Source organism: Sulfurimonas sp. (assembly GCF_018698455.1).
Taxonomy (GTDB): Bacteria; Campylobacterota; Campylobacteria; order Campylobacterales; family Sulfurimonadaceae; genus Sulfurimonas.
This window is the reverse complement of sequence record NZ_JABIOQ010000055.1, coordinates 1-18,028: the sequence shown is the minus strand read 5'-3', so window position 1 is coordinate 18,028 and position 18,028 is coordinate 1. Positions and strand designations below refer to the sequence as shown.

At 31.2% G+C, this 18,028-nt stretch carries 17 protein-coding genes; 1 reads left to right on the top strand and 16 read right to left on the bottom strand.

From position 1 onward, the window contains the following. Window positions 1-2: 2 nt before the first annotated feature. From HOG88_RS07410 to HOG88_RS07400, 3 genes are all read right to left on the bottom strand, one after another. Window positions 3-1,193, bottom strand: a complete 1,191-nt coding sequence (locus HOG88_RS07410) for a UDP-N-acetylglucosamine 4,6-dehydratase (RefSeq protein WP_295004759.1) — start codon at window positions 1,191-1,193, stop codon at window positions 3-5. Window positions 1,194-1,648: 455 nt separating this feature from the next. Next, the gene (locus tag HOG88_RS07405) at window positions 1,649-2,287 is read right to left on the bottom strand and encodes a nucleotidyl transferase AbiEii/AbiGii toxin family protein (protein ID WP_295004757.1); all 639 of its coding nucleotides are present in this window, start codon (window positions 2,285-2,287) and stop codon (window positions 1,649-1,651) included. Further along, window positions 2,275-2,583, bottom strand: a complete 309-nt coding sequence (locus HOG88_RS07400; RefSeq protein ID WP_295004755.1) for a hypothetical protein — start codon at window positions 2,581-2,583, stop codon at window positions 2,275-2,277. The genes HOG88_RS07405 and HOG88_RS07400 overlap by 13 nt, the downstream gene beginning before the upstream one ends. 358 nt (window positions 2,584-2,941) lie before the next feature. Between HOG88_RS07400 and HOG88_RS07395 the strand changes: the two genes are divergently transcribed. After that, window positions 2,942-3,172, top strand: a complete 231-nt coding sequence (locus HOG88_RS07395; protein WP_295004753.1) for a hypothetical protein — start codon at window positions 2,942-2,944, stop codon at window positions 3,170-3,172. A gap of 435 nt (window positions 3,173-3,607) precedes the next feature. Here the strand turns inward: HOG88_RS07395 and HOG88_RS07390 are convergent, their stop codons facing one another. The 13 genes from HOG88_RS07390 to HOG88_RS07330 form a co-directional block, all read right to left on the bottom strand. Beyond that, window positions 3,608-5,095, bottom strand: coding sequence for an ATP-binding protein (locus HOG88_RS07390; protein ID WP_295004751.1), 1,488 nt, complete (start codon window positions 5,093-5,095; stop codon window positions 3,608-3,610). 83 nt (window positions 5,096-5,178) lie between these two features. Continuing rightward, window positions 5,179-6,390 carry a glucose-6-phosphate isomerase gene (locus HOG88_RS07385; protein WP_295004749.1) on the bottom strand — a complete coding sequence of 404 codons (1,212 nt, stop codon included), beginning with the start codon at window positions 6,388-6,390 and terminating at the stop codon, window positions 5,179-5,181. Window positions 6,391-6,396: 6 nt separating this feature from the next. Then, window positions 6,397-7,188: a DNA ligase gene (locus tag HOG88_RS07380; protein ID WP_295004748.1), complete on the bottom strand. Its 792-nt coding sequence runs from the start codon at window positions 7,186-7,188 to the stop codon at window positions 6,397-6,399. Window position 7,189: 1 nt separating this feature from the next. Beyond that, the gene (locus HOG88_RS07375; protein ID WP_295004746.1) at window positions 7,190-9,319 is read right to left on the bottom strand and encodes an STT3 domain-containing protein; all 2,130 of its coding nucleotides are present in this window, start codon (window positions 9,317-9,319) and stop codon (window positions 7,190-7,192) included. Continuing rightward, window positions 9,306-10,115 (bottom strand): glycosyltransferase family A protein, encoded by an 810-nt coding sequence (locus HOG88_RS07370; RefSeq protein WP_295004744.1) that lies wholly within the window; start codon window positions 10,113-10,115, stop codon window positions 9,306-9,308. The genes HOG88_RS07375 and HOG88_RS07370 overlap by 14 nt, the downstream gene beginning before the upstream one ends. Window positions 10,116-10,124: 9 nt before the next feature. Next, complete coding sequence (mqnE, locus tag HOG88_RS07365) at window positions 10,125-11,159, bottom strand: aminofutalosine synthase MqnE (RefSeq protein ID WP_295004742.1); 1,035 nt, start codon at window positions 11,157-11,159, stop codon at window positions 10,125-10,127. Then, the gene (locus tag HOG88_RS07360) at window positions 11,156-12,154 is read right to left on the bottom strand and encodes a glycosyltransferase family 4 protein (protein ID WP_295004740.1); all 999 of its coding nucleotides are present in this window, start codon (window positions 12,152-12,154) and stop codon (window positions 11,156-11,158) included. Before HOG88_RS07360 ends, mqnE begins: the two co-directional genes overlap by 4 nt. A gap of 53 nt (window positions 12,155-12,207) precedes the next feature. Further along, window positions 12,208-13,137, bottom strand: a complete 930-nt coding sequence (locus tag HOG88_RS07355) for a Wzz/FepE/Etk N-terminal domain-containing protein (protein WP_295004738.1) — start codon at window positions 13,135-13,137, stop codon at window positions 12,208-12,210. Next, on the bottom strand, window positions 13,137-15,881 hold the full coding sequence (locus HOG88_RS07350) for an SLBB domain-containing protein (protein WP_295004736.1): 2,745 nt from the start codon (window positions 15,879-15,881) through the stop codon (window positions 13,137-13,139). Before HOG88_RS07350 ends, HOG88_RS07355 begins: the two co-directional genes overlap by 1 nt. Window positions 15,882-16,008: 127 nt before the next feature. Beyond that, window positions 16,009-16,350 (bottom strand): type II toxin-antitoxin system PemK/MazF family toxin, encoded by a 342-nt coding sequence (locus HOG88_RS07345; protein WP_295004734.1) that lies wholly within the window; start codon window positions 16,348-16,350, stop codon window positions 16,009-16,011. Further along, window positions 16,337-16,564 carry a CopG family transcriptional regulator gene (locus HOG88_RS07340; RefSeq protein ID WP_295004732.1) on the bottom strand — a complete coding sequence of 76 codons (228 nt, stop codon included), beginning with the start codon at window positions 16,562-16,564 and terminating at the stop codon, window positions 16,337-16,339. Before HOG88_RS07340 ends, HOG88_RS07345 begins: the two co-directional genes overlap by 14 nt. A gap of 280 nt (window positions 16,565-16,844) precedes the next feature. After that, window positions 16,845-17,243 (bottom strand): hypothetical protein, encoded by a 399-nt coding sequence (locus tag HOG88_RS07335; protein WP_295004730.1) that lies wholly within the window; start codon window positions 17,241-17,243, stop codon window positions 16,845-16,847. A gap of 61 nt (window positions 17,244-17,304) precedes the next feature. After that, on the bottom strand, window positions 17,305-17,811 hold the full coding sequence (locus HOG88_RS07330; RefSeq protein WP_295004709.1) for a Panacea domain-containing protein: 507 nt from the start codon (window positions 17,809-17,811) through the stop codon (window positions 17,305-17,307). Window positions 17,812-18,028 lie beyond the last annotated feature (217 nt).

Here is an 18,028-nt window from a genome sequence, read left to right as displayed (position 1 = left end):
GACTACATTTTCCCATCAAGATATTTACCTGTCTCTTTATGACCAAAATCTGGAATCATAGTAAAAAATTCTTTTACAATGTTCTCTTTTGTCCATGCTAGATTATTTTTATAGTTTTTTATAGTTTTTTCAAAATTATTTAGTTTTTCTTCATCAAACAGAGCTTTATTTTTAATAACTCCAAGATTTTCAAACCTATCCATGTCTAAAGTTTCCACATCCGTAAAAAACTCTTCAAAATCTTTTTCTCCAGTCGTATCGCTAGAAGTGAACAAACAAGGCCACTTTCCTTCTGATGGTAAAGTTTTAGCCAATTCTCTCGCTTCATCTTCACTCTCGCATAAGAATGGTTCATAACCTAAATCTTCAAGATATTTTACTGCTATGTCTGCAAATGATATAAGATGTAGGTTCTCACTAAGTTTAGGAAAAAATATATCTCTGTTCTCCCCAAATATACAAGACATAAGACAAAGTTCGCCTGATTCTTGAGGAGTCACAAAGTATCGCTTTATATCATTTGGAGCGACAATAGGTTGATTTTTTTGAATTCGTTGGTTAAACCCATGAAGAAGAGACCCATCACTAAATGCTACATTCGCAAAACGAGCCATAGAAACTTTCATCCCTTGGGACTTCCGCATAACAAACATTTCCATTATTCGTTTGCTAGCACCCATCATATTTACAGGATTAGCAGCTTTATCTGTTGACACACAGAAGTATTTTTTAGTTCCATTGGTAATAGACTGTCCAATTGTTTTATCTGTATTAAAAACATTAGTTTCAATCATTCGCATAAGTGTAAATGGATCTTTTTCACTTCGTACGTGTTTTAAAGCAGATAAATTTAAAATATAATCAAATTTGCCATCTGCTTTTATAAAAGCGTCATATTCAAGTGAACCAATGTCCAATGCAAATGTTTTAAACTCCCCATCAATATAACCAAATGAACTTCTTATATCTCGAACGAGTTCAACCATATTATTTTCAGATATATCTACAATGTGAAGCTTTTTAGGATTGCGTTTAAATATCTCTTTAGTAACTGCTTGACCTATCGATCCAGCTCCGCCTATTACTAAAAAAGAAGATGCTGAAACAATGGATGTCAACTCTTTTTCATTAGCATAAATATCTGATGAAAAAAGTTCCTTTTCTCGACCGATTAGTTTTAATATTGAACTCATATCCTACCTTAATCCTTCAACTTCTTTTTCAAAATAACCTTCCCACTCTCAAGACCAGGCTAATCGTAAGCATTTATACACATAAACTTTGTGCATACGGATGGAAGAAGTTCATACTCAATACTAAGTTTGTCTATTCTTTATTGTTAGTATGGCTGAAGTTGTACAAGTATTAAACTTTCATTATCTCTTTGGCTTTTTTATGGTTCAATTTTTGAAAGTATATCTGGTATATGCTTTTGGTGTACTGAAAATGAGCATTTTTAGTAGAAAACTTAAAGCCCTATTCTAAGGGATTTGGGTGAACCTAAAGGATCACATCCGAGAGGGCTTCGGATGTGTGGCTTCAGCCTCACCTAGTAACTTCATCGACATCACTTGATGCAATGCAGAGTAGAGAACGCCATGGGTTAGCATTCCTAGAAGCAGCATATCCGAAAATACTCTTGGATATTTTATATTTTCTCTATCTCGTAAATTATTTTTGGAAACTCTATATCAAAGTCATTTAAAAAATTTCTATCTATAATTTTAATCTCGTGTAGTAATTCCTTTGGAAAACTTTTAAGTCTGATGATAAGTTCTTCATTAGAAAAACCAGCTTTTTCATGTGCGGCATCCAATATTTCTTTCCATTCAAAACTATAAAACTTATAAATTAAATAGATATCAAATATATCTTTTGGATTATCTCTACCTATGACTGCTGTTATTTTATTACTTAGTATGTTTTCTATGTTATCCAATAGATAGTTGTTTTCATCAACCACAACATCTTTATAACGAAACGATATATCATTCACAAAGTCAAGCTGAAGTAAACCGTCTACTTTAAATCTCGTAAAATCTTTTGATTGAACTTCTGTAGTTAGTTGAAAGTTTTCTTCTAGGGCTTTTTTTATTTTTTTGATTTCAAAACTATATCGTGGGGATTGATTTGTAAAAAAATCTAAATCATCTGAATATCTTTTTTCAATATAAAAACGACTTAGACAAGTCCCTCCCGTGAGATAAAATTCGCTTTGTTCTTGAAAAATTACCGCTAAAACTTTATCTTGAAGGCTGTAAAGTTCTTTGTAGTCTATGCTACCCATTTCAAATCATCAATCAATAGCGGCTTATTGAAAAAATAAACTTCTGCCATATTTTTTCTTCTAAAAGCATACTCTTGGTTAAATTTAGGTGTATTATAATCTTCTAAGAGCCAAGCCAATTGTTCACTATCAAAAATTTTCAAATCTGTAAACAATTTTGTACTATTTAAGAGGATTTTTTCAAATAACATCTTTTTTTTTCTCATATCGTCTCTCTCTAAAATAGTATCAATATCTTTTTTAGAAATATATAGATCCCAAAAACAATCTTTTTGTATTCTTGTATAATCAATCATAAATGCCTCTCTTTCTTCATTAATTGTATCTTAATATTGGTTAAATGTTCTTATGGCTTTAGTATAAAAAATCCCAAGTGGAGTAGAAATGATTTGGATGATAATTTGGGTGAACCTAAAGGATCACATCCGAGGGCATCTTCTGGATGTGTGGCTTCAGTCGTGCTAGAATATGTATTTAAGTCCATGTAAATTTTATAACTAGTATTAGTTTAATGCTAGTTGTGTATAATTTATAAATACTATTAGGCATAAGGCTTGGAAAAATAATACTTGATTAGACGGGCAGAACAAGGTATATTATAGTGAATTATAAATTCAATTAATTTATGATAGAATAATTAAAAAAGGAACGATAATGTTAACACTTAAAATTCAAAATCCAGAAATAGAAACAATATTTTTAGATGGATTTAATAGCAATACAGATAAGTTTTTTGATTTTGTAACGGAAAGTTATAATAAAATGATTCTTCTTCGTAGCTTTGAAAAATCTATTGAGCAAGCAAAACTTCAAAATGCACAAGAATTAGATGAAATAAGTTTGGATGATTTAATAACTGATGTTAAAAATAGTACCAACACCTGAATTTATAAAGCAAGTCAAAAAGCTTGTAAAATCTTATAAGCATATTACTAATGATTTAGAGTCACTCAATCAGAAGCTGCTTATAAATCCAAAATTTGGTACAGAACTGGGGAATAAGTGTTTTAAGATAAGACTTGCAAATTCATCTGTTCCAACTGGAAAAAGTGGAGGTTTTAGAATTGTCACATATTATAATCGATAATAAAAATATTATTAGATTACTTCTTATTTACACAAAAACAGAGAAAGAAAATATTTCTGATAGGGAAATAAAAGAAGTACTTAAAAATAATAATTTATAAGTAGAATTAATAAAATCAACAAAGTACAGATTCCTGTAGTTTAGATTTTCGCTATCTATTTGGCTTCCTCGACATCACTTTGGTGAACCTAAAGGATCACATCCGAGAGGGGCTTTTAGTAGCAATTAATCCTTTATTTCATCAAATCATCAATCACTACATTTTGAGAAATATTTACTTGATTGTAATATTGATTTATCTTAGTCCCATATGTAGTAAGCATAATCATTTTTAAATCATATTTTTTATTTACTATACCATGTTCTATTAATTTACCTTTTTTATTTAATAGATTAGCTGTATATGATTTATCAATAGTAAATTCATCATTATAATATTTGCACTCAACAATATCATATGTATTATTTGTATATTCAATTAAGATGTCTATTTGAGCACCCTTATCTTTAATAATATCTTTATTAGGTATATAGTTCCAATAACCTACACTTTTTAATGCTGCACTTAGTCCTCGTTGATTTAAGTATAGATGCATATTAGCAATACATACAGTTTCAAATGCGTAACCTTGCCATATTATATAGTCATGAGATTGAGATTTTGTGTCAAAATAATTAACCATTGAAGCTATATCATTCTTACTTAATGGCTTTACCCACTTATTGTAAAACAAACTAAAAGAATCAATTATTATATATTTGGTATCTTTAGTTTTATTATTAAATCTATTTACAGGCTTTACAAAACCTGTATCTATTAATTCATCTATATGATTTCTTATTGCATGAATTTTACTATCTTCTATATGCACATCTAACTCCAACATTGTGTAACCAGATTGTTTGTTGCTAAGTAGATCTATTATATTTTTATGAGCTGTTGCTTTATCGTAAAATAATGATTTAAAAATTGCATCATATTCATCATATAGTGGGGAGTTAAGATTAAAGAATAAGTTATTGATGTTTTGAGATATTGAAAGTTTTGAGTCAAGATAGCTTAGATATTTTGCAATTCCGCCCAATACCATGTAAATATCGACTACACTTTTATTATCAATGTCAAATCTTTTTTCATTGATGAGGTATTCTTTTGTTTCTTTAAGGTCAAACGGTAGCATTGGTATCTCTACATCCACTCTATGATAAAGAGGACCAACTGTATCTTTAAGTATTTTATTTTTAATCCAAGATGCATTAGATCCACAAAGTATTACTACTAGATTATTATTACTTTCAATATAAGTATTATAGAAATGCCCAAAGGCACTTAGGAAGCCTGCTTTATTATGTTTATCAATCCATGCAACCTCATCAATAAAAACAATTACTTTACCTTTATGATGTCGTTTTGTTATCTCTTCATCTATTGCTCTTTTTAAAAACATAAAAACTTGGTGCCATTTTAAAATTGGAGTTTTTGGTTCTATCTTAAACCATTCATAGATAGCTTCGATAAAATAATCTCTTTGGATACTACTATCTTGTTCTGCACTGCCTGTAAATTTAAAAAATAGACAATCTGCTCTATGCTCTTTAAACATATAATCTATTAAGTATGTTTTTCCTATTCTTCTTCTGCCATGAACTACAACTAACTTACTTTCTTTTTCTTCACAAATATTATTTAAAATTGCTAATTCTTTTCTTCTTCCTATCATTTTCTAGCCTTTTTAGTATATTATTCGAGTATTATACTATAAGATACAAATAATCTATATAAATATTGTGGATAAATTGGCTTTTATATGGTTAAGTTTTTTAAATTTTTCTTTAAAATTATCTTTCCACTCTCAACACCAGGTTGATCGTAAGCATTTATGTACATAAACTTTGCACACACCGATGTTAAAAGTTCATACTCATACATCAAACTCGCTATCGCTTGCTCATTTACACCCTCTATAGTTATAACATCACAAGGTATATCACCGAGACTATTGATTGATTCTATTGTAGCATCTGCTTGCTTATTGATTAGTGAAGAGAATTCTATTCCATCTAAGTAGTTCAACTCCTCTAGTCCTTCAAGTTCTACAGCTGGTATTTTCAGGTCATTGTCAAAATCATCAACTTTTATAACACTCACTGTTTTATCGCGTTTACCTTGGACTATTAACTGTAAAAAAGAGTGTTGGTCTATTGGCCCTATTATACCTATTGGGGTGAGTCCTTGGTTAGTAGAGTTTATGTCTATCTTACCTAGACTCTCTCCCCAAAGCTGTATGTACCACTTGTTAAATCCTTCTAAACGCGATGAATATGAAAAAACGACATTAATGTTGAACTTATTTTTATACTCTACAAAAAATCTTGCTTTTTTTATGATATTTCTATATACATCCGTCTTGGCAAAAAATGAGTCATAAACTTTTTTTATTCCTGCTATTATCTCATCAATGTCTATCCCTACTATTGCTAAAGGGACTAAACCAACAGCCGAAAATACTGAAAATCGCCCACCAATATCTTTTGGAATTTCAAATGTTTGCATATCATTTGCTTTTGCATAAGCATTCAACTTAGAATCGAACTCTGTAATTATAAGTGTATTATTTTTATCAATTTTTACCAATGAGTTTATATATTTAAAAATAGAAATAGTTTCTACAGTTGTACCAGACTTTGAAATAACTATAAATAGTGTATCGCTAAGATCGATATCTTCTATTTTTGATTGAATATCAATAGGATCAGTTGTTTCCAAAAAATAAAGTTTTTTACTCAATTCTTTTGAATGTTTTAAAAACTTATATATTGCATAGGTTCCAAGAGTACTTCCTCCTATTCCCATAACAACAATATTTTTTTGCTTTACTGTTGAAGCATACTTTTTAAACTCTGCAGTATCTTGATTTACTAGGTTATAGTAACCTATAGTCTTTTTTTCTTTTACAATTTCTTTAAATAAATTATTGTTTAATATCGTAGGATTAAAATTATCACTATAGTTCATGCCGTTTTATTTCCTTTCTCTTAAAAATATAGGAAATCTCGGATTCCTTTTTGAAGTTAATCCATAATATTTAAATGTAATTATAGCACTAATTTTAGGCGGATTGATTCTCTCTTGATCAGATAGTCCACTACCAATCTTGATAATATTTTGATTTTGCATTTTACAGAGTAATGCTCCAGTCATGCCTTTGTATTTTCCTTTTCCAGTTGTATAACCGGTAACCTCACATTCATCATCAACATAACTTTTAACCTTGAGTGCATTGTTATTTCTACCTGTATAATAAGTGAGGCTACCATCTCGGACAACTACACCCTCCCCGCCTTTTTCTTCTACATTTTTAAGAAATTCATTCAAGTGCTTTTTATCTTCTATTTTTATTTGTTTAATGACTTTTATATATTTACTAAGTTTTACAGTACTTAATCTTTCTAACAAGTTCCCCTCTGCATTTGGAACTTCAAAAATATTGTACGTTAATTCTTTCCAAGATTCATTAGCTTGTCTTTTTCGAACAATTGAAGATATATTTGAAAAGTTTCCTCTTTTACTCCAAAGTTCACCATCAAGTTCACTGCTTGGAAAGTCCTTAATAAAACAAGGTGGTACTGAAAACACCTTTCCATTTCTTGAAATAAGTCGCTTGCCATCCCAGTAAGCTCTAACACCATCAAGTTTTTCACTCATATACCAACTAGAGACATTTACATCTTCTGAATACTTATTTAAAAGTAAGAGTTCAGGTTTAACTGCATAAAGAGAGCTACTTAAAAAGAGGAAAAGAAGTAGTTTCATCTTAAATTTTTAACTTATAGACTTTTACATTTGGATCTAAAGTAACTGCTTCAAATAGGTTTTTATTGTAATTTTCTAAAACCATTAGTTGAATATATAAAGAGTTATACATTTTTTCATCAAGTACTAAAAAGGTATTATAGTTTGCCATATATATTACACTTATATCTGATGTAGGGTTTATGAGTTGTACATTTACATCTAACTTCTTTTGAGCATTGTATGTAGTTTTCACAAATCTTTTCATAGGTATTTTTTGTTGACCTATAACGATGCTAGATGTAGCTTTATCTATATAAATACTACGTCCTAGATCTATTTTGGATCCACTATCTTTAAAGTTTTTACTTACAAAGAAAAAAGGTTGTTTGCCTTTTGTACCAGTCATCAAGTCCATATTTGAAAACAGAGTTACTGTTGGTAAAATATTTAACATTCTAAACGGCAGATAGAAGTAAATGTCTCTTGTTTTTTTCGGTAATGTCATTTCAGTTTGAAGTGAGAATAAAAAATCATTTGTGTCATTAAAACCATAATCTTTTGTCATATCTTCTATATTTGAGAATATAGTAATGTTTTTATCTTCTATCTCTTCTTTATTCTCTTTAAGGTACTTAAACTTCTGTTCTGTGTACTCTACATCTAACCTTGCCATTTTCGCAGCTTCAACCTGTGAACTAGTTAACATATAACTTAGTGGAAAATTAACACTACCACTATGTTTTCCGCCATCACCTAAAGTTTTCATATCTGCGTAGTATCTTATAGGATAGCCATAGTCCCACCAAGAAACTACATAGTCCTCTCTATCTACTTTTGTCTTTAATACATCTAAAACTTTTACTTCATCATTTGTGAATACTGTTGGAACTTTATATGCATCTATATGTTTATAGTTAGGATATAAAATTGCTAAAGTAAATGCCACCATCGATAAAACTTTCATTTTATTTGTAGGCATTTTCAAAGAAATCTCAGTAATTAAAAAGGCAATTCCAAATGCTAAGATAGGAACCGCATAAATAGTAAAACGCAGCCCTCCAACACTAGCTAAAAATCCAAGTCCAACCATTGGTAATGCAAATATCATTATCTTATGTCTATAGACAAGATAAGCATATCCAACTATGGAAATTATAAAGGTTGCCGCATGTCCACTAATACGATTTGCGAAAGTTTCAAAAGGAATTTGACCCGCTTCTCTAATAGTTTGCATTACTGTAAAAAAGTGTAAGTTAAGACCTTCTTTTCCAACTGAGATTGCATCTTTAAATACATATAATTCTAGCTTGCTCCAAATAGGATCAAAACCACCAGATACAAAAAAGCCAAGAACTGAAGCACCTAAAATATAATAAATATATTTATCAAACTTTTCTTGTGTAAATATATAAAAAGCTCCAAGAACTAATGGCAAGCGGATAAAACCATCAATATTCATCATCGCAAGCATCATAATTGCTAAAAGTTTATAATTAAACATATTTTTTCTATCGAAAATAAGAGCATATAAAAGTATTAGCCCGAAAAATGAAAATTCTAAAGAGTAACTTTGAGGATACCACCATCTGTATATAAGAATATCTATCGCTGTGATGATGAGATACTTATTTTCATTTGTATTTATCGCCCATATGATAGACCAGAGTAAAAACATAGGAAGAACTATATTTAACATATCTGTATCGTAGTAGCCTGCCATCGTTCTGTTGTAGTAACTCCAAGTAATGCTGGCAAGCAGTGCAGCAATAAATCCCATCTCTAAATTTTTCAAGCCTTTTGCGATGAGGATAATAGGGATGACAACTAAAGAGCTTAAAAACACTGGTAAATAAAAGATAACACTCTCAAAGGAAAACGGTAGAATTTTTGCAAAAAATGCCGTTAACAGTGAACCAGCTGATGTAATGGGAGACAAATCATTATCTTGTGAAATACCACTCAATAAATCTCTCGCACCTTCAGCATAATAATACCCATCATTAGTATTTATCATAAATTGATTATTAAACTTAAAGGCCTCTACCCCGGAAAACTGATAAACCCAGATCAAACGCATAAGAACTGAAAATGTAAAAGCAATAGATATATAAAGAAGTGTTTTTTTTGTATCTTTGTTAAGTGTGAGCAAGTAGTAGCCTTGTATATAAATTAATATCTGCTATTTTATCATATTTAACTGCACCTTTTTTTAATAAGGTATATTTTTTTATAAGTTCTACTTTTATTAGCTCTTTGTTAGTCGTTGAAGTAGCTAATAAAAGTTTTTCTAATGCTTGTACTCTAAATCTATCTATACCCCAATGTTTAAAACTAAGTTGCTCTTCATGGCCTGCATGTTTTTTTATCAGTTTTTCATGTACTAAACCTATCTTATAACTTTGTGCTATTCTCAACCATAAATCATAGTCTTCACACACTTCCAACTCTTCATCAAATAAGCCAACATCATCGAGTATAGTTTTATGTATAAGTACAGATGATGGAGCTATATTACAAAAAGAGAGATTTTCTAAAAATACATCTGATCCAATTTTTCTAAATTTTTTTGGTATTTTCACTAAAACTCCATCTCTAATCCAAATCTCGTCTGTATAACTCATTAAAACATCTTTACTTTGCTGATGAAAATTTACTTGTTTTTCCAGCTTGTCTTCTATCCATTCATCATCTGAGTCTAAAAAAGAAATCCATTCAAAACTGGCATTTTTAATCCCAGTATTTCTAGCTGACGAGACACCACTATTTTTTTGATATATGTACTTTACACTAGGAAAATCATTTTTAATTTGGTAAGTATTGTCCGTTGAGCCATCATCTATAACGATGACTTCTTTGGGTAGAAAGGTTTGAGTATAAACAGAGTCTAAAGCTCGTTTTAAAAGCTCATAACGGTTATAGCTGGGGATGATAACCGTAATGATCACTTGAGCTTTTTACCAAGCTTTTATTTCATTATAAAGACTATCTCGTTCAACTGGGTTAAAACCACTATTTTTTATTAAAGCTATGAAGTCTTCTAAAACCACACCATTTGCACTTTTTGCCCCTGCTGCAGAGTTTATAGACTCTTTTTCTATGGTACCATCAAGGTCATTGGCTCCAAACTCTTGAGCAACAAGAGCTAAGTTAACAGTCGAAGTCACCCAGTATGCTTTTAAGTTTGGCACATTATCTAGTACTAAACGCGATACTGCCATTGTTTTGAGTATCTCATTGGCTGTTATAGGTGCCTCAATGTTTAAGTAATTATTTTCAGTTTGATATACCAAAGGTATAAAGCAGTTAAACCCACCAGTTATATCTTGTAAATCACGAATTCTCATCATATGGTCTATACGGTTTTCTCGAGATTCTACATGTCCAAAAAGCATCGTTACATTTGATTTTTTACCGCGTTCATGCCATTTTTTATGTATTTCAAACCATTGGTCTGATGTCACTTTTCCCTTACAGATTTTATCTCGTACTTTTTCATCAAAAATTTCTGCACCACCACCGGGCATAGAGTCCACACCATTTTCAAGCATAAGGTCAAGTACTTCATCATAAGTAAGTCCATGATGGCGAGATAGAAAGTCAACTTCAGCAGCAGTTAATGCCTTTATGTGAAGATGAGGATACCCCTCTTTTATCTTTTTAAAGATTCCCAAGTACCATTCAAGTGTAACATTTGGGTTATGAGCAGATACTATGTGTACTTCTTTAGCACCACGTTGGTCTATCTCTTCAACTGTTTTCATGATATCTTCATGACTCATAGTATACTGGTCTGGATTTTTACGAGTTGCAGAGTAAGCACAAAAAAGACAAACATCTGCACAAACATTTGTCGGATTTATGTGACGGTTTATGTTAAAGTATGTCTTTTTACCATGCATCTCTATGCGTTTACTATCAGCACGTTCACCTAGCTCAAAAAAATCCATCTCATACAGTTTAAGTGCTTCTTCAAAATTTATTCTTTTCATTTAACTACTTTGTTATCAATTTTTATTTGTCTTCTTTGTATGCCTGTAAATATCATATAGAAAAGCACAAACATCATCATAAAACCAAAAAGTGCGAATAGAGGAACATTACTTCCGCCATTTTTATTTATGGAGTCTAATATCATGTAGCCTATAGAGCTAAACACTATCTGTAAAATCACTAAGAATACAACCGTTTTTTTAACATTCATATCGAAGAATTTTACCATTATATGGTGAATATGCGTTTTATCAGGTTTAAAAGGCGACTTTTTTCTTCTAATGCGTCTCACCATTACTACTAATGTATCAAGAATTGGTATAGCTGCCAAATAGAGTATAGGTATAGGATGAATATACTTTAAGCTTATAACAGCTAATACACTGATAATAAAACCTATACTTAAACTCCCACTATCTCCCATAAATATCTTTGCAGGATACCAGTTTAAAAATAAAAAACCTATAATAGCCGCAATAGTAAAAGTAGAAATTATCACTAATAGATCACTATGATATTCAAAACCTATGAATGCAAAGAAAAGTAAGATTATAATGGAGATAGAACTAGACAATCCATCTATCCCATCAATGAGATTTAAAGCATTGGTAAAACCTGCAATTGCTAGCATACTAAAAGGAAGTGCTATCCAAGACACAAGTGTGAGGTCATATTCATACCAAACACCAAGTGTATCTATACTAACTCCTCCAAACCACATAATAAATACTGCCAAAAATATAGCCATAAACTTTAACTTTGCAGATACATCATGTCTATCATCATAAATGCCAACACAAAACACCAAAAGTATTGCTGTAAACACATACCAAACTTCACTTAAAAGCTCAAATTCAAACAGAAATATTCCTACAAAAAATGCAGAGATAAAGCCTATACCTGCACCACTTGGAGTAATCTTACAGTGATGACTACGTTCGTTTGGAACATCATATAAATTTAGTTTATGTGCATACTTAATTATAAGTTTCACAAAAATATATGAGAATAATATAATTACGAGTAATTTTAAAATCAGTGTCACGATTAATTATCTTCTTCTTTTTTTATAAACTCTAAAAAGAACACTAAGAATACACCGAGGATGATACTTGTTACAAATGAAACCACTAAAATAAGAGCTCGTTTAGGCTTTGTTTTATCTTTAACATATGAACTAGAAGGTGAAGTAAGAATATCACACTGGTAGTAAACCTTTGATTGCATCATTATTTTCTCTTCTAATATTTTTGAGATGATTGAAGATATACTTTTTCTCAACTCAAATCCATCTACACTTACTAACTCCCTCTCAAAATATCCCAACTTACTGTTAATAATTCTTAAATTATTTTCTACTAAGTATGAACTGGCATCTTTTAAAAATGCGTTTATTATTTGCGGTGGGTAACTTCTATCACTATCGCTATACGAAACTGTTATAAGAGCTGTTTTTTTATCACTTGAAACTGAAAAGTTACTTCTTATTTTCTTAATAATCATATAAATTTCTGCATCTATATCGTCTTTTTTTTCTTCATCCACTTCTGACTTAAACAGATTATAGACACCTCTAAAACCCAAAGCAAAAACATAGTTTTCATCTACCTCACTACCATTATAATATTCAACTATCTTATTATTTATAACAAACTTTTTCATAAACTCATAATTATTTAGCAGTGAGTTAAAGGCTACATCAGGTGTCATTGATCCACCGCCACCTATGCTTACCCCTGCCATAGCAGCAAGTCCACCAAGTCCTCCAAGAGAAGGCCCAGAGTCTTCTGAAGACGGTATAAGAATAGCTTCTGACTTATAAACATTTGGAAGCTTTAAAGCATATACCAAAGTCATAGTAACCACAACTAGTGTAATCATAGCTATGATTTTCTTACCTTTTAAAATTGTTTGCCACAACTCTCGTAGGTCTATCTCATCTTCTTCTATATATGTATTCCCAGTATTTTCACTCATTACATAATACCTAGAGTATTGAGAGTCGCAGCTGTTATCGCGAAGCTAGCCAAGATTCTAGATACACTGTCCCATAAGTCAAGTGAGTTAGTCTCTTTAATGTAAACTGGCACTACTATAGTGTCGCCTTGAGCTATTTCAACACTAGAGCTAAACCAACCACTATCTGCAGGTTCACTCGTTCCATCTGCATGAATCACATATATGTTTGAGCTATCAGCAGCACGAGAGACTCCACTTGCCAGTGTAATGTAATCCTCCAAATCCATATTTGATGAGTATACAAATGATGTCGGGTTAAACACCTCTCCAAAAACAGTTACTGTATCCATATGACCTGGTATAAAAAGTGTGTCTTTATCTTTTAGTATCAGGTCATACTCACTCTCTGAAAACACTTCTAAATCTTTTTGGAGTTTCATACTTATTCTTCCAACTGGTTGGTACTTTTTTGCTTCTAAAATAACATCGTTAAGAGTACTTGTGTCTGCTCCTGAACTAGCCATCTTCTTTGAGTTGGCTGGCATTGCATTATAAAGAGCTAACTCTCTTTTTATCTTAGCTAAAGATGCATTATACTGCTCAATCTGTTTGACCCGAATGCTATCTCTGGTAAAAACTGCACCCTCTACAAAAGCTTCATTAGTGTAGCCCCCTGCTCTTTTTATGAGACTACTCAACTTTTCAGAGTTCCCTATAGTATAGTCCCCTGGAAACTTAACTTCACCCTTAAGTGTCACCACTCTTTTATCACTCCAGTTTGGAATCTTATAAATAGTCACTTCATCATAAGCTTCTACAACATACTCTTGTGGATTAATGTCTTTTAAACTTACATATATAACTTTTTTATCTCTATTGTTCTTTTCATCTATGTAGTATCTTACTATCTCGACTTTATTTAAAAATGCCATAGGAGTTATACCTCCCGATGAGTCAAGAAGATTTGCAAGAGTCATGCCTGTTTCATAAAAAACAGTTATGGGGTTTACAACTTCGCCCTTAATACTTACAGGCTGAAGTAGATGTGTTTCGTAGTAGTCATAAACCTCCACCTCGTCATATGGACTTAGTTTTACATTAGCATCTTCTTCAAAAGAGTAAAAGCTTGTTTTTGGCATATGATCTGGAGTATTTATAGTAGTAACTCTCACTCTCTCATCCATCACACCATCTGTGCCAGCAGCAAAAATGGCATCTCGTATAGTCATGCCACTAAAGTATCTCATCTTTCCGTCATTGGTAAGAATATCCCCTTTAGTTGTAATGTATTCACTAGACCCTATGTCGTTTTTACTAAATATAAATATTTCGTCTTTTGGATGTAATGTAAGTGTTTGCTTCCCTGCCAAAACTTTTTCAAGATTAAATGATATTGTTTCATAACTCAGTGTATCCGAGTAGCGTTTAAGAATTCCATATGCGAAGTATGTCTCGGGTAAAAAGAATTTTTTCAACCCTGTGGACAAATGACTTTTTAGGAGTTTGTTTAGCGTTGCATTGTCATCGATTCTATAACTACCTGGTCGAATGATATTTCCATATATGTTTACATTGCGATCCGCACTATCGTCAAGTTTATAAATGTAAACTCTATCTCCATCTTTCATCTTAAAGTTTTTAGCTTTTCTATACGATATGTTAAATGTTTCAAAAATAGAATTTTCACTATATCTATCTATCTTTATATGTCTCTTTGAAGCGTCAGCCTTCATTCCACCTGCATACTCTATAAGTTTAGTCAGTGTTTCATTTTCTTTAAGCTCAAACACAGAGGCACTGTTTACATAGCCATCTATCCCAACAAGTTTTTTAGCTTTTTTAATGATTACTATGTCGCCATGCTTTAGTAAAACACCAGAAAGATCTTTTCCCTCAAAGAGTAAGTCGTAAAAATCCAAACTTGCAACACTTTTTCCATTTCTTTTTATGACTATATCTCTAATTGATGCATTTTCTCTTACTCCCTTTGATTCTACAAGGAGATCTTTTGCTGTTGAAAAAGATGAAAGGTTATATATGCCAGGGTACTTCACATCACCTATAAGAGTAACTTGAATACTGCTGTATTTACTCAGTATGATTTTAAAAGAGCTTGATTTATAGTGACTTTTAAGTCTTTTCTCAAGATGTTTTTGTAGTTCTAGATAGCTAAGTCCACCTACTCTTACTGGGCCTATAAACTCTAACTCAACACTTCCATCATTTTTCACTTCAAGCTCATGCATCTCACTTCTGTCCCCATAGATATGCAGTTCTAAAATGTCACCAGTTGAGATAGTATAATCATCTGGAGTTGGTAAAGATGCACTATCTATAATGTTTTTATTCGCATAAAATCTATCTGAGTAGCGAGTAAGCTTTTTGTGTGTTAGAAGCTGATGCTTGGAATTTAAAGAAACTCGAAGTTCTTCATTTGTTTTGTATGTAAAAGGGTTGAGTCTTTTTCCAAGTTTATTAGTCTTATTAGTCTTATTAGTCTTATTAGTCTCATTAGTCTCAACTATATCTATATTGTTCTCTATGTCCTTAACATCAGTCACTTTACTACTCATTTCATCATTAACAAGTTGTTTTCTTACATCCTCTTTTGTTACACCTTTCTCTTTCATCATAGCCTTGGCTTGAGGAGTGTTTAAAAGTTCTGGATTTGCTTTAACAGCCTCTTTCATTTGGGAAAAACTAGGAACAGCATGGAGTAAAGAGTATGAAATGAGAGAAAGGAAGAGTAAACGTTGTAGCATTAAGAGACCTTGTTAGCATAATTTTATTGATTATACTCTATAGATTATTAAATACCTATAAAACCACTATTAACACTGATTTATAAACTATCCTCAAACACAGGGTTTGAATCTTTACTGATGTTTTTTATTGTGTTATTTCTGCAAACAATTCTTTTACTACTTGAATCTCATCCATAGTTAAAGTACCCAATTTTTCTATAAATCTACCATTATCAATAGCTCTTATTTGAGTTATTACAATATCTGAATTTTCACTTAGTTTATCTCTTTTATTTATTCTATATCGTATAGGTTGTGTATCATCTACTAGTGATGTGCTAAGTGGTATAATCATGGTAGTTGGATAGTCACTATGATTTAACACATCATTTTGAAATACAACTACTGGTCGAACTTTTCCCATTTCATTGTTTTTCTTAATGGGGTTAAGGTTTACTAACCAAATATCCCCTTTAGATACCATCATCGAAAGTACCTTCAAAATCTTTAAAATCTTTTTTATCTATTTCTTTTGTTTTTCCAATAGCAGTTAGCATTCTTGATTTGGCACCTTTTTCTACATTTAATGCATAGTATTTTATAGCTTCTCGTATAACATCACTTTTCTTTTTATGGAGTATTTTTGAGACTTTATTTAATGTTGTTGTAAGATTCTCATCTAGTCTAACAGTTGCTACCATAACAAATCCTTTGTATTTTGTAATACAGTATTTTATCATAAAAATGTTTAAGTGTAGTTAATGAAATATCCATAGTGTTGGACAACTATACTGCATTTGAGCTGGTTTTGTCGATGCTGGAGTTCGCGGTGAGTGCTAGCGAGGAAGTCCCCTTGGGGGATGTACCCAGAGGGCATAGCAAAATCTTTGCTGGCGTTTTTTTTTAAATTATCATTAAAAAAAGAACCAAAACTATGAATAATGTTTAGAAAAATGCATTAATAATTTTCTAAAACACCTTTTATCGACAAAGATACTTGTCTATTAAATACTCTTCAATAGTTAGTGAATCTTTAATTGCTTTTGTTATTCTATCTTGCAACTCTTGCTCTAGAATCCCTTGAAACTGAAGTTCTCCCTCATCATGTACTGCTTCTATAATACTTTGGTCTTCTGTGTTTATATTTCTTAAATCAACTATTGTATTATTATCTTTATATGTAAAAAACTCTGATTCCCCGGTCTTAATAACTACACAATCTATTAGATTCTTCTGATTTGAATAGAAAGCTCCATCATCTTTGGATGTAGGAAGAATAATTGTAAGCGGAAACTCATTAACTGAACAGTTAAGGGTGATTATATATTTATTTCGTTCTTCACTACCATCGTGGAACTCATAATTTACCCAATAAAACACAGAAAATCTTTTTATAAATAAGACATTTTCTGTTAAACGTTGTAGCGACAAGATAAGAAGACTATTTAGTTTTTACTTGCTCAAGTACTCTTTGAACATTGCTATTAAACTGGATTTTTTTTATTTCATTTTCTCTAACATGCTTACTTAGTTCTGGATTATTATCAATCATAGAAGAGAAAGGTATATTATCATGAAGGTTTACAGATTTCCAAGCTGAAGTATCATGAGATAAGTTAGATATTGCTTCTTTGTCAATATCTTTAAATTCTAAAGCAAGTCTATCAAGTATAATCATTTGAGATTTTGAGAAAAACTTTCTGTCAAAAGAGTTATGATTTTCAAATCTAGAATGATCATCAGATTGTCTTTCTTTTACATTTATATGTGTATTAAATTCTCTTACTTCACTTTCTAAATCATCACTATCTGTATTCTTACTATTTTTAATTAAAGAGTACACATACATAGGAACTGGGCCTTTTGGCATTTTTGTATAATTATTGTTTAATATTGGCGTGCCATAAGCTTCTAAATGATATTTATCAGCAAAGAAGCATAGTTTCATTAATTTAGTGATACCTAAATATTTCATGTCACTTTCAATAAAATAAGTAATAAAGTTTGCTAATTTTTTAATATCATAATTGCAAAAAACGGAGCAAATCGGACACCTATGACACTTCAGTTCGGACACCCATGACAGTTTCATTCGGACAGTGATAACGGAAATGAATCGGACGCTTTGGTCTAAAAACCGTCAAGAAAGAAAAATTTAAGAAAGG

What these genes read in the sequence shown, in the direction of transcription:
- HOG88_RS07410 (WP_295004759.1), bottom strand. Translation starts at nt 1,193, where the DNA reads ATGAGTTCAATATTAAAACTAATCGGTCGAGAAAAGGAACTTTTTTCA.
- HOG88_RS07405 (WP_295004757.1), bottom strand. Translation starts at nt 2,287, where the DNA reads ATGGGTAGCATAGACTACAAAGAACTTTACAGCCTTCAAGATAAAGTT.
- HOG88_RS07400 (WP_295004755.1), bottom strand. Translation starts at nt 2,583, where the DNA reads ATGATTGATTATACAAGAATACAAAAAGATTGTTTTTGGGATCTATAT.
- HOG88_RS07395 (WP_295004753.1), top strand. Translation starts at nt 2,942, where the DNA reads ATGTTAACACTTAAAATTCAAAATCCAGAAATAGAAACAATATTTTTA.
- HOG88_RS07390 (WP_295004751.1), bottom strand. Translation starts at nt 5,095, where the DNA reads ATGATAGGAAGAAGAAAAGAATTAGCAATTTTAAATAATATTTGTGAA.
- HOG88_RS07385 (WP_295004749.1), bottom strand. Translation starts at nt 6,390, where the DNA reads ATGAACTATAGTGATAATTTTAATCCTACGATATTAAACAATAATTTA.
- HOG88_RS07380 (WP_295004748.1), bottom strand. Translation starts at nt 7,188, where the DNA reads ATGAAACTACTTCTTTTCCTCTTTTTAAGTAGCTCTCTTTATGCAGTT.
- mqnE (WP_295004742.1), bottom strand. Translation starts at nt 11,159, where the DNA reads ATGAAAAGAATAAATTTTGAAGAAGCACTTAAACTGTATGAGATGGAT.
- HOG88_RS07355 (WP_295004738.1), bottom strand. Translation starts at nt 13,137, where the DNA reads ATGAGTGAAAATACTGGGAATACATATATAGAAGAAGATGAGATAGAC.
- HOG88_RS07350 (WP_295004736.1), bottom strand. Translation starts at nt 15,881, where the DNA reads ATGCTACAACGTTTACTCTTCCTTTCTCTCATTTCATACTCTTTACTC.
- HOG88_RS07345 (WP_295004734.1), bottom strand. Translation starts at nt 16,350, where the DNA reads ATGATGGTATCTAAAGGGGATATTTGGTTAGTAAACCTTAACCCCATT.
- HOG88_RS07340 (WP_295004732.1), bottom strand. Translation starts at nt 16,564, where the DNA reads ATGGTAGCAACTGTTAGACTAGATGAGAATCTTACAACAACATTAAAT.
- HOG88_RS07330 (WP_295004709.1), bottom strand. Translation starts at nt 17,811, where the DNA reads ATGAAACTATGCTTCTTTGCTGATAAATATCATTTAGAAGCTTATGGC.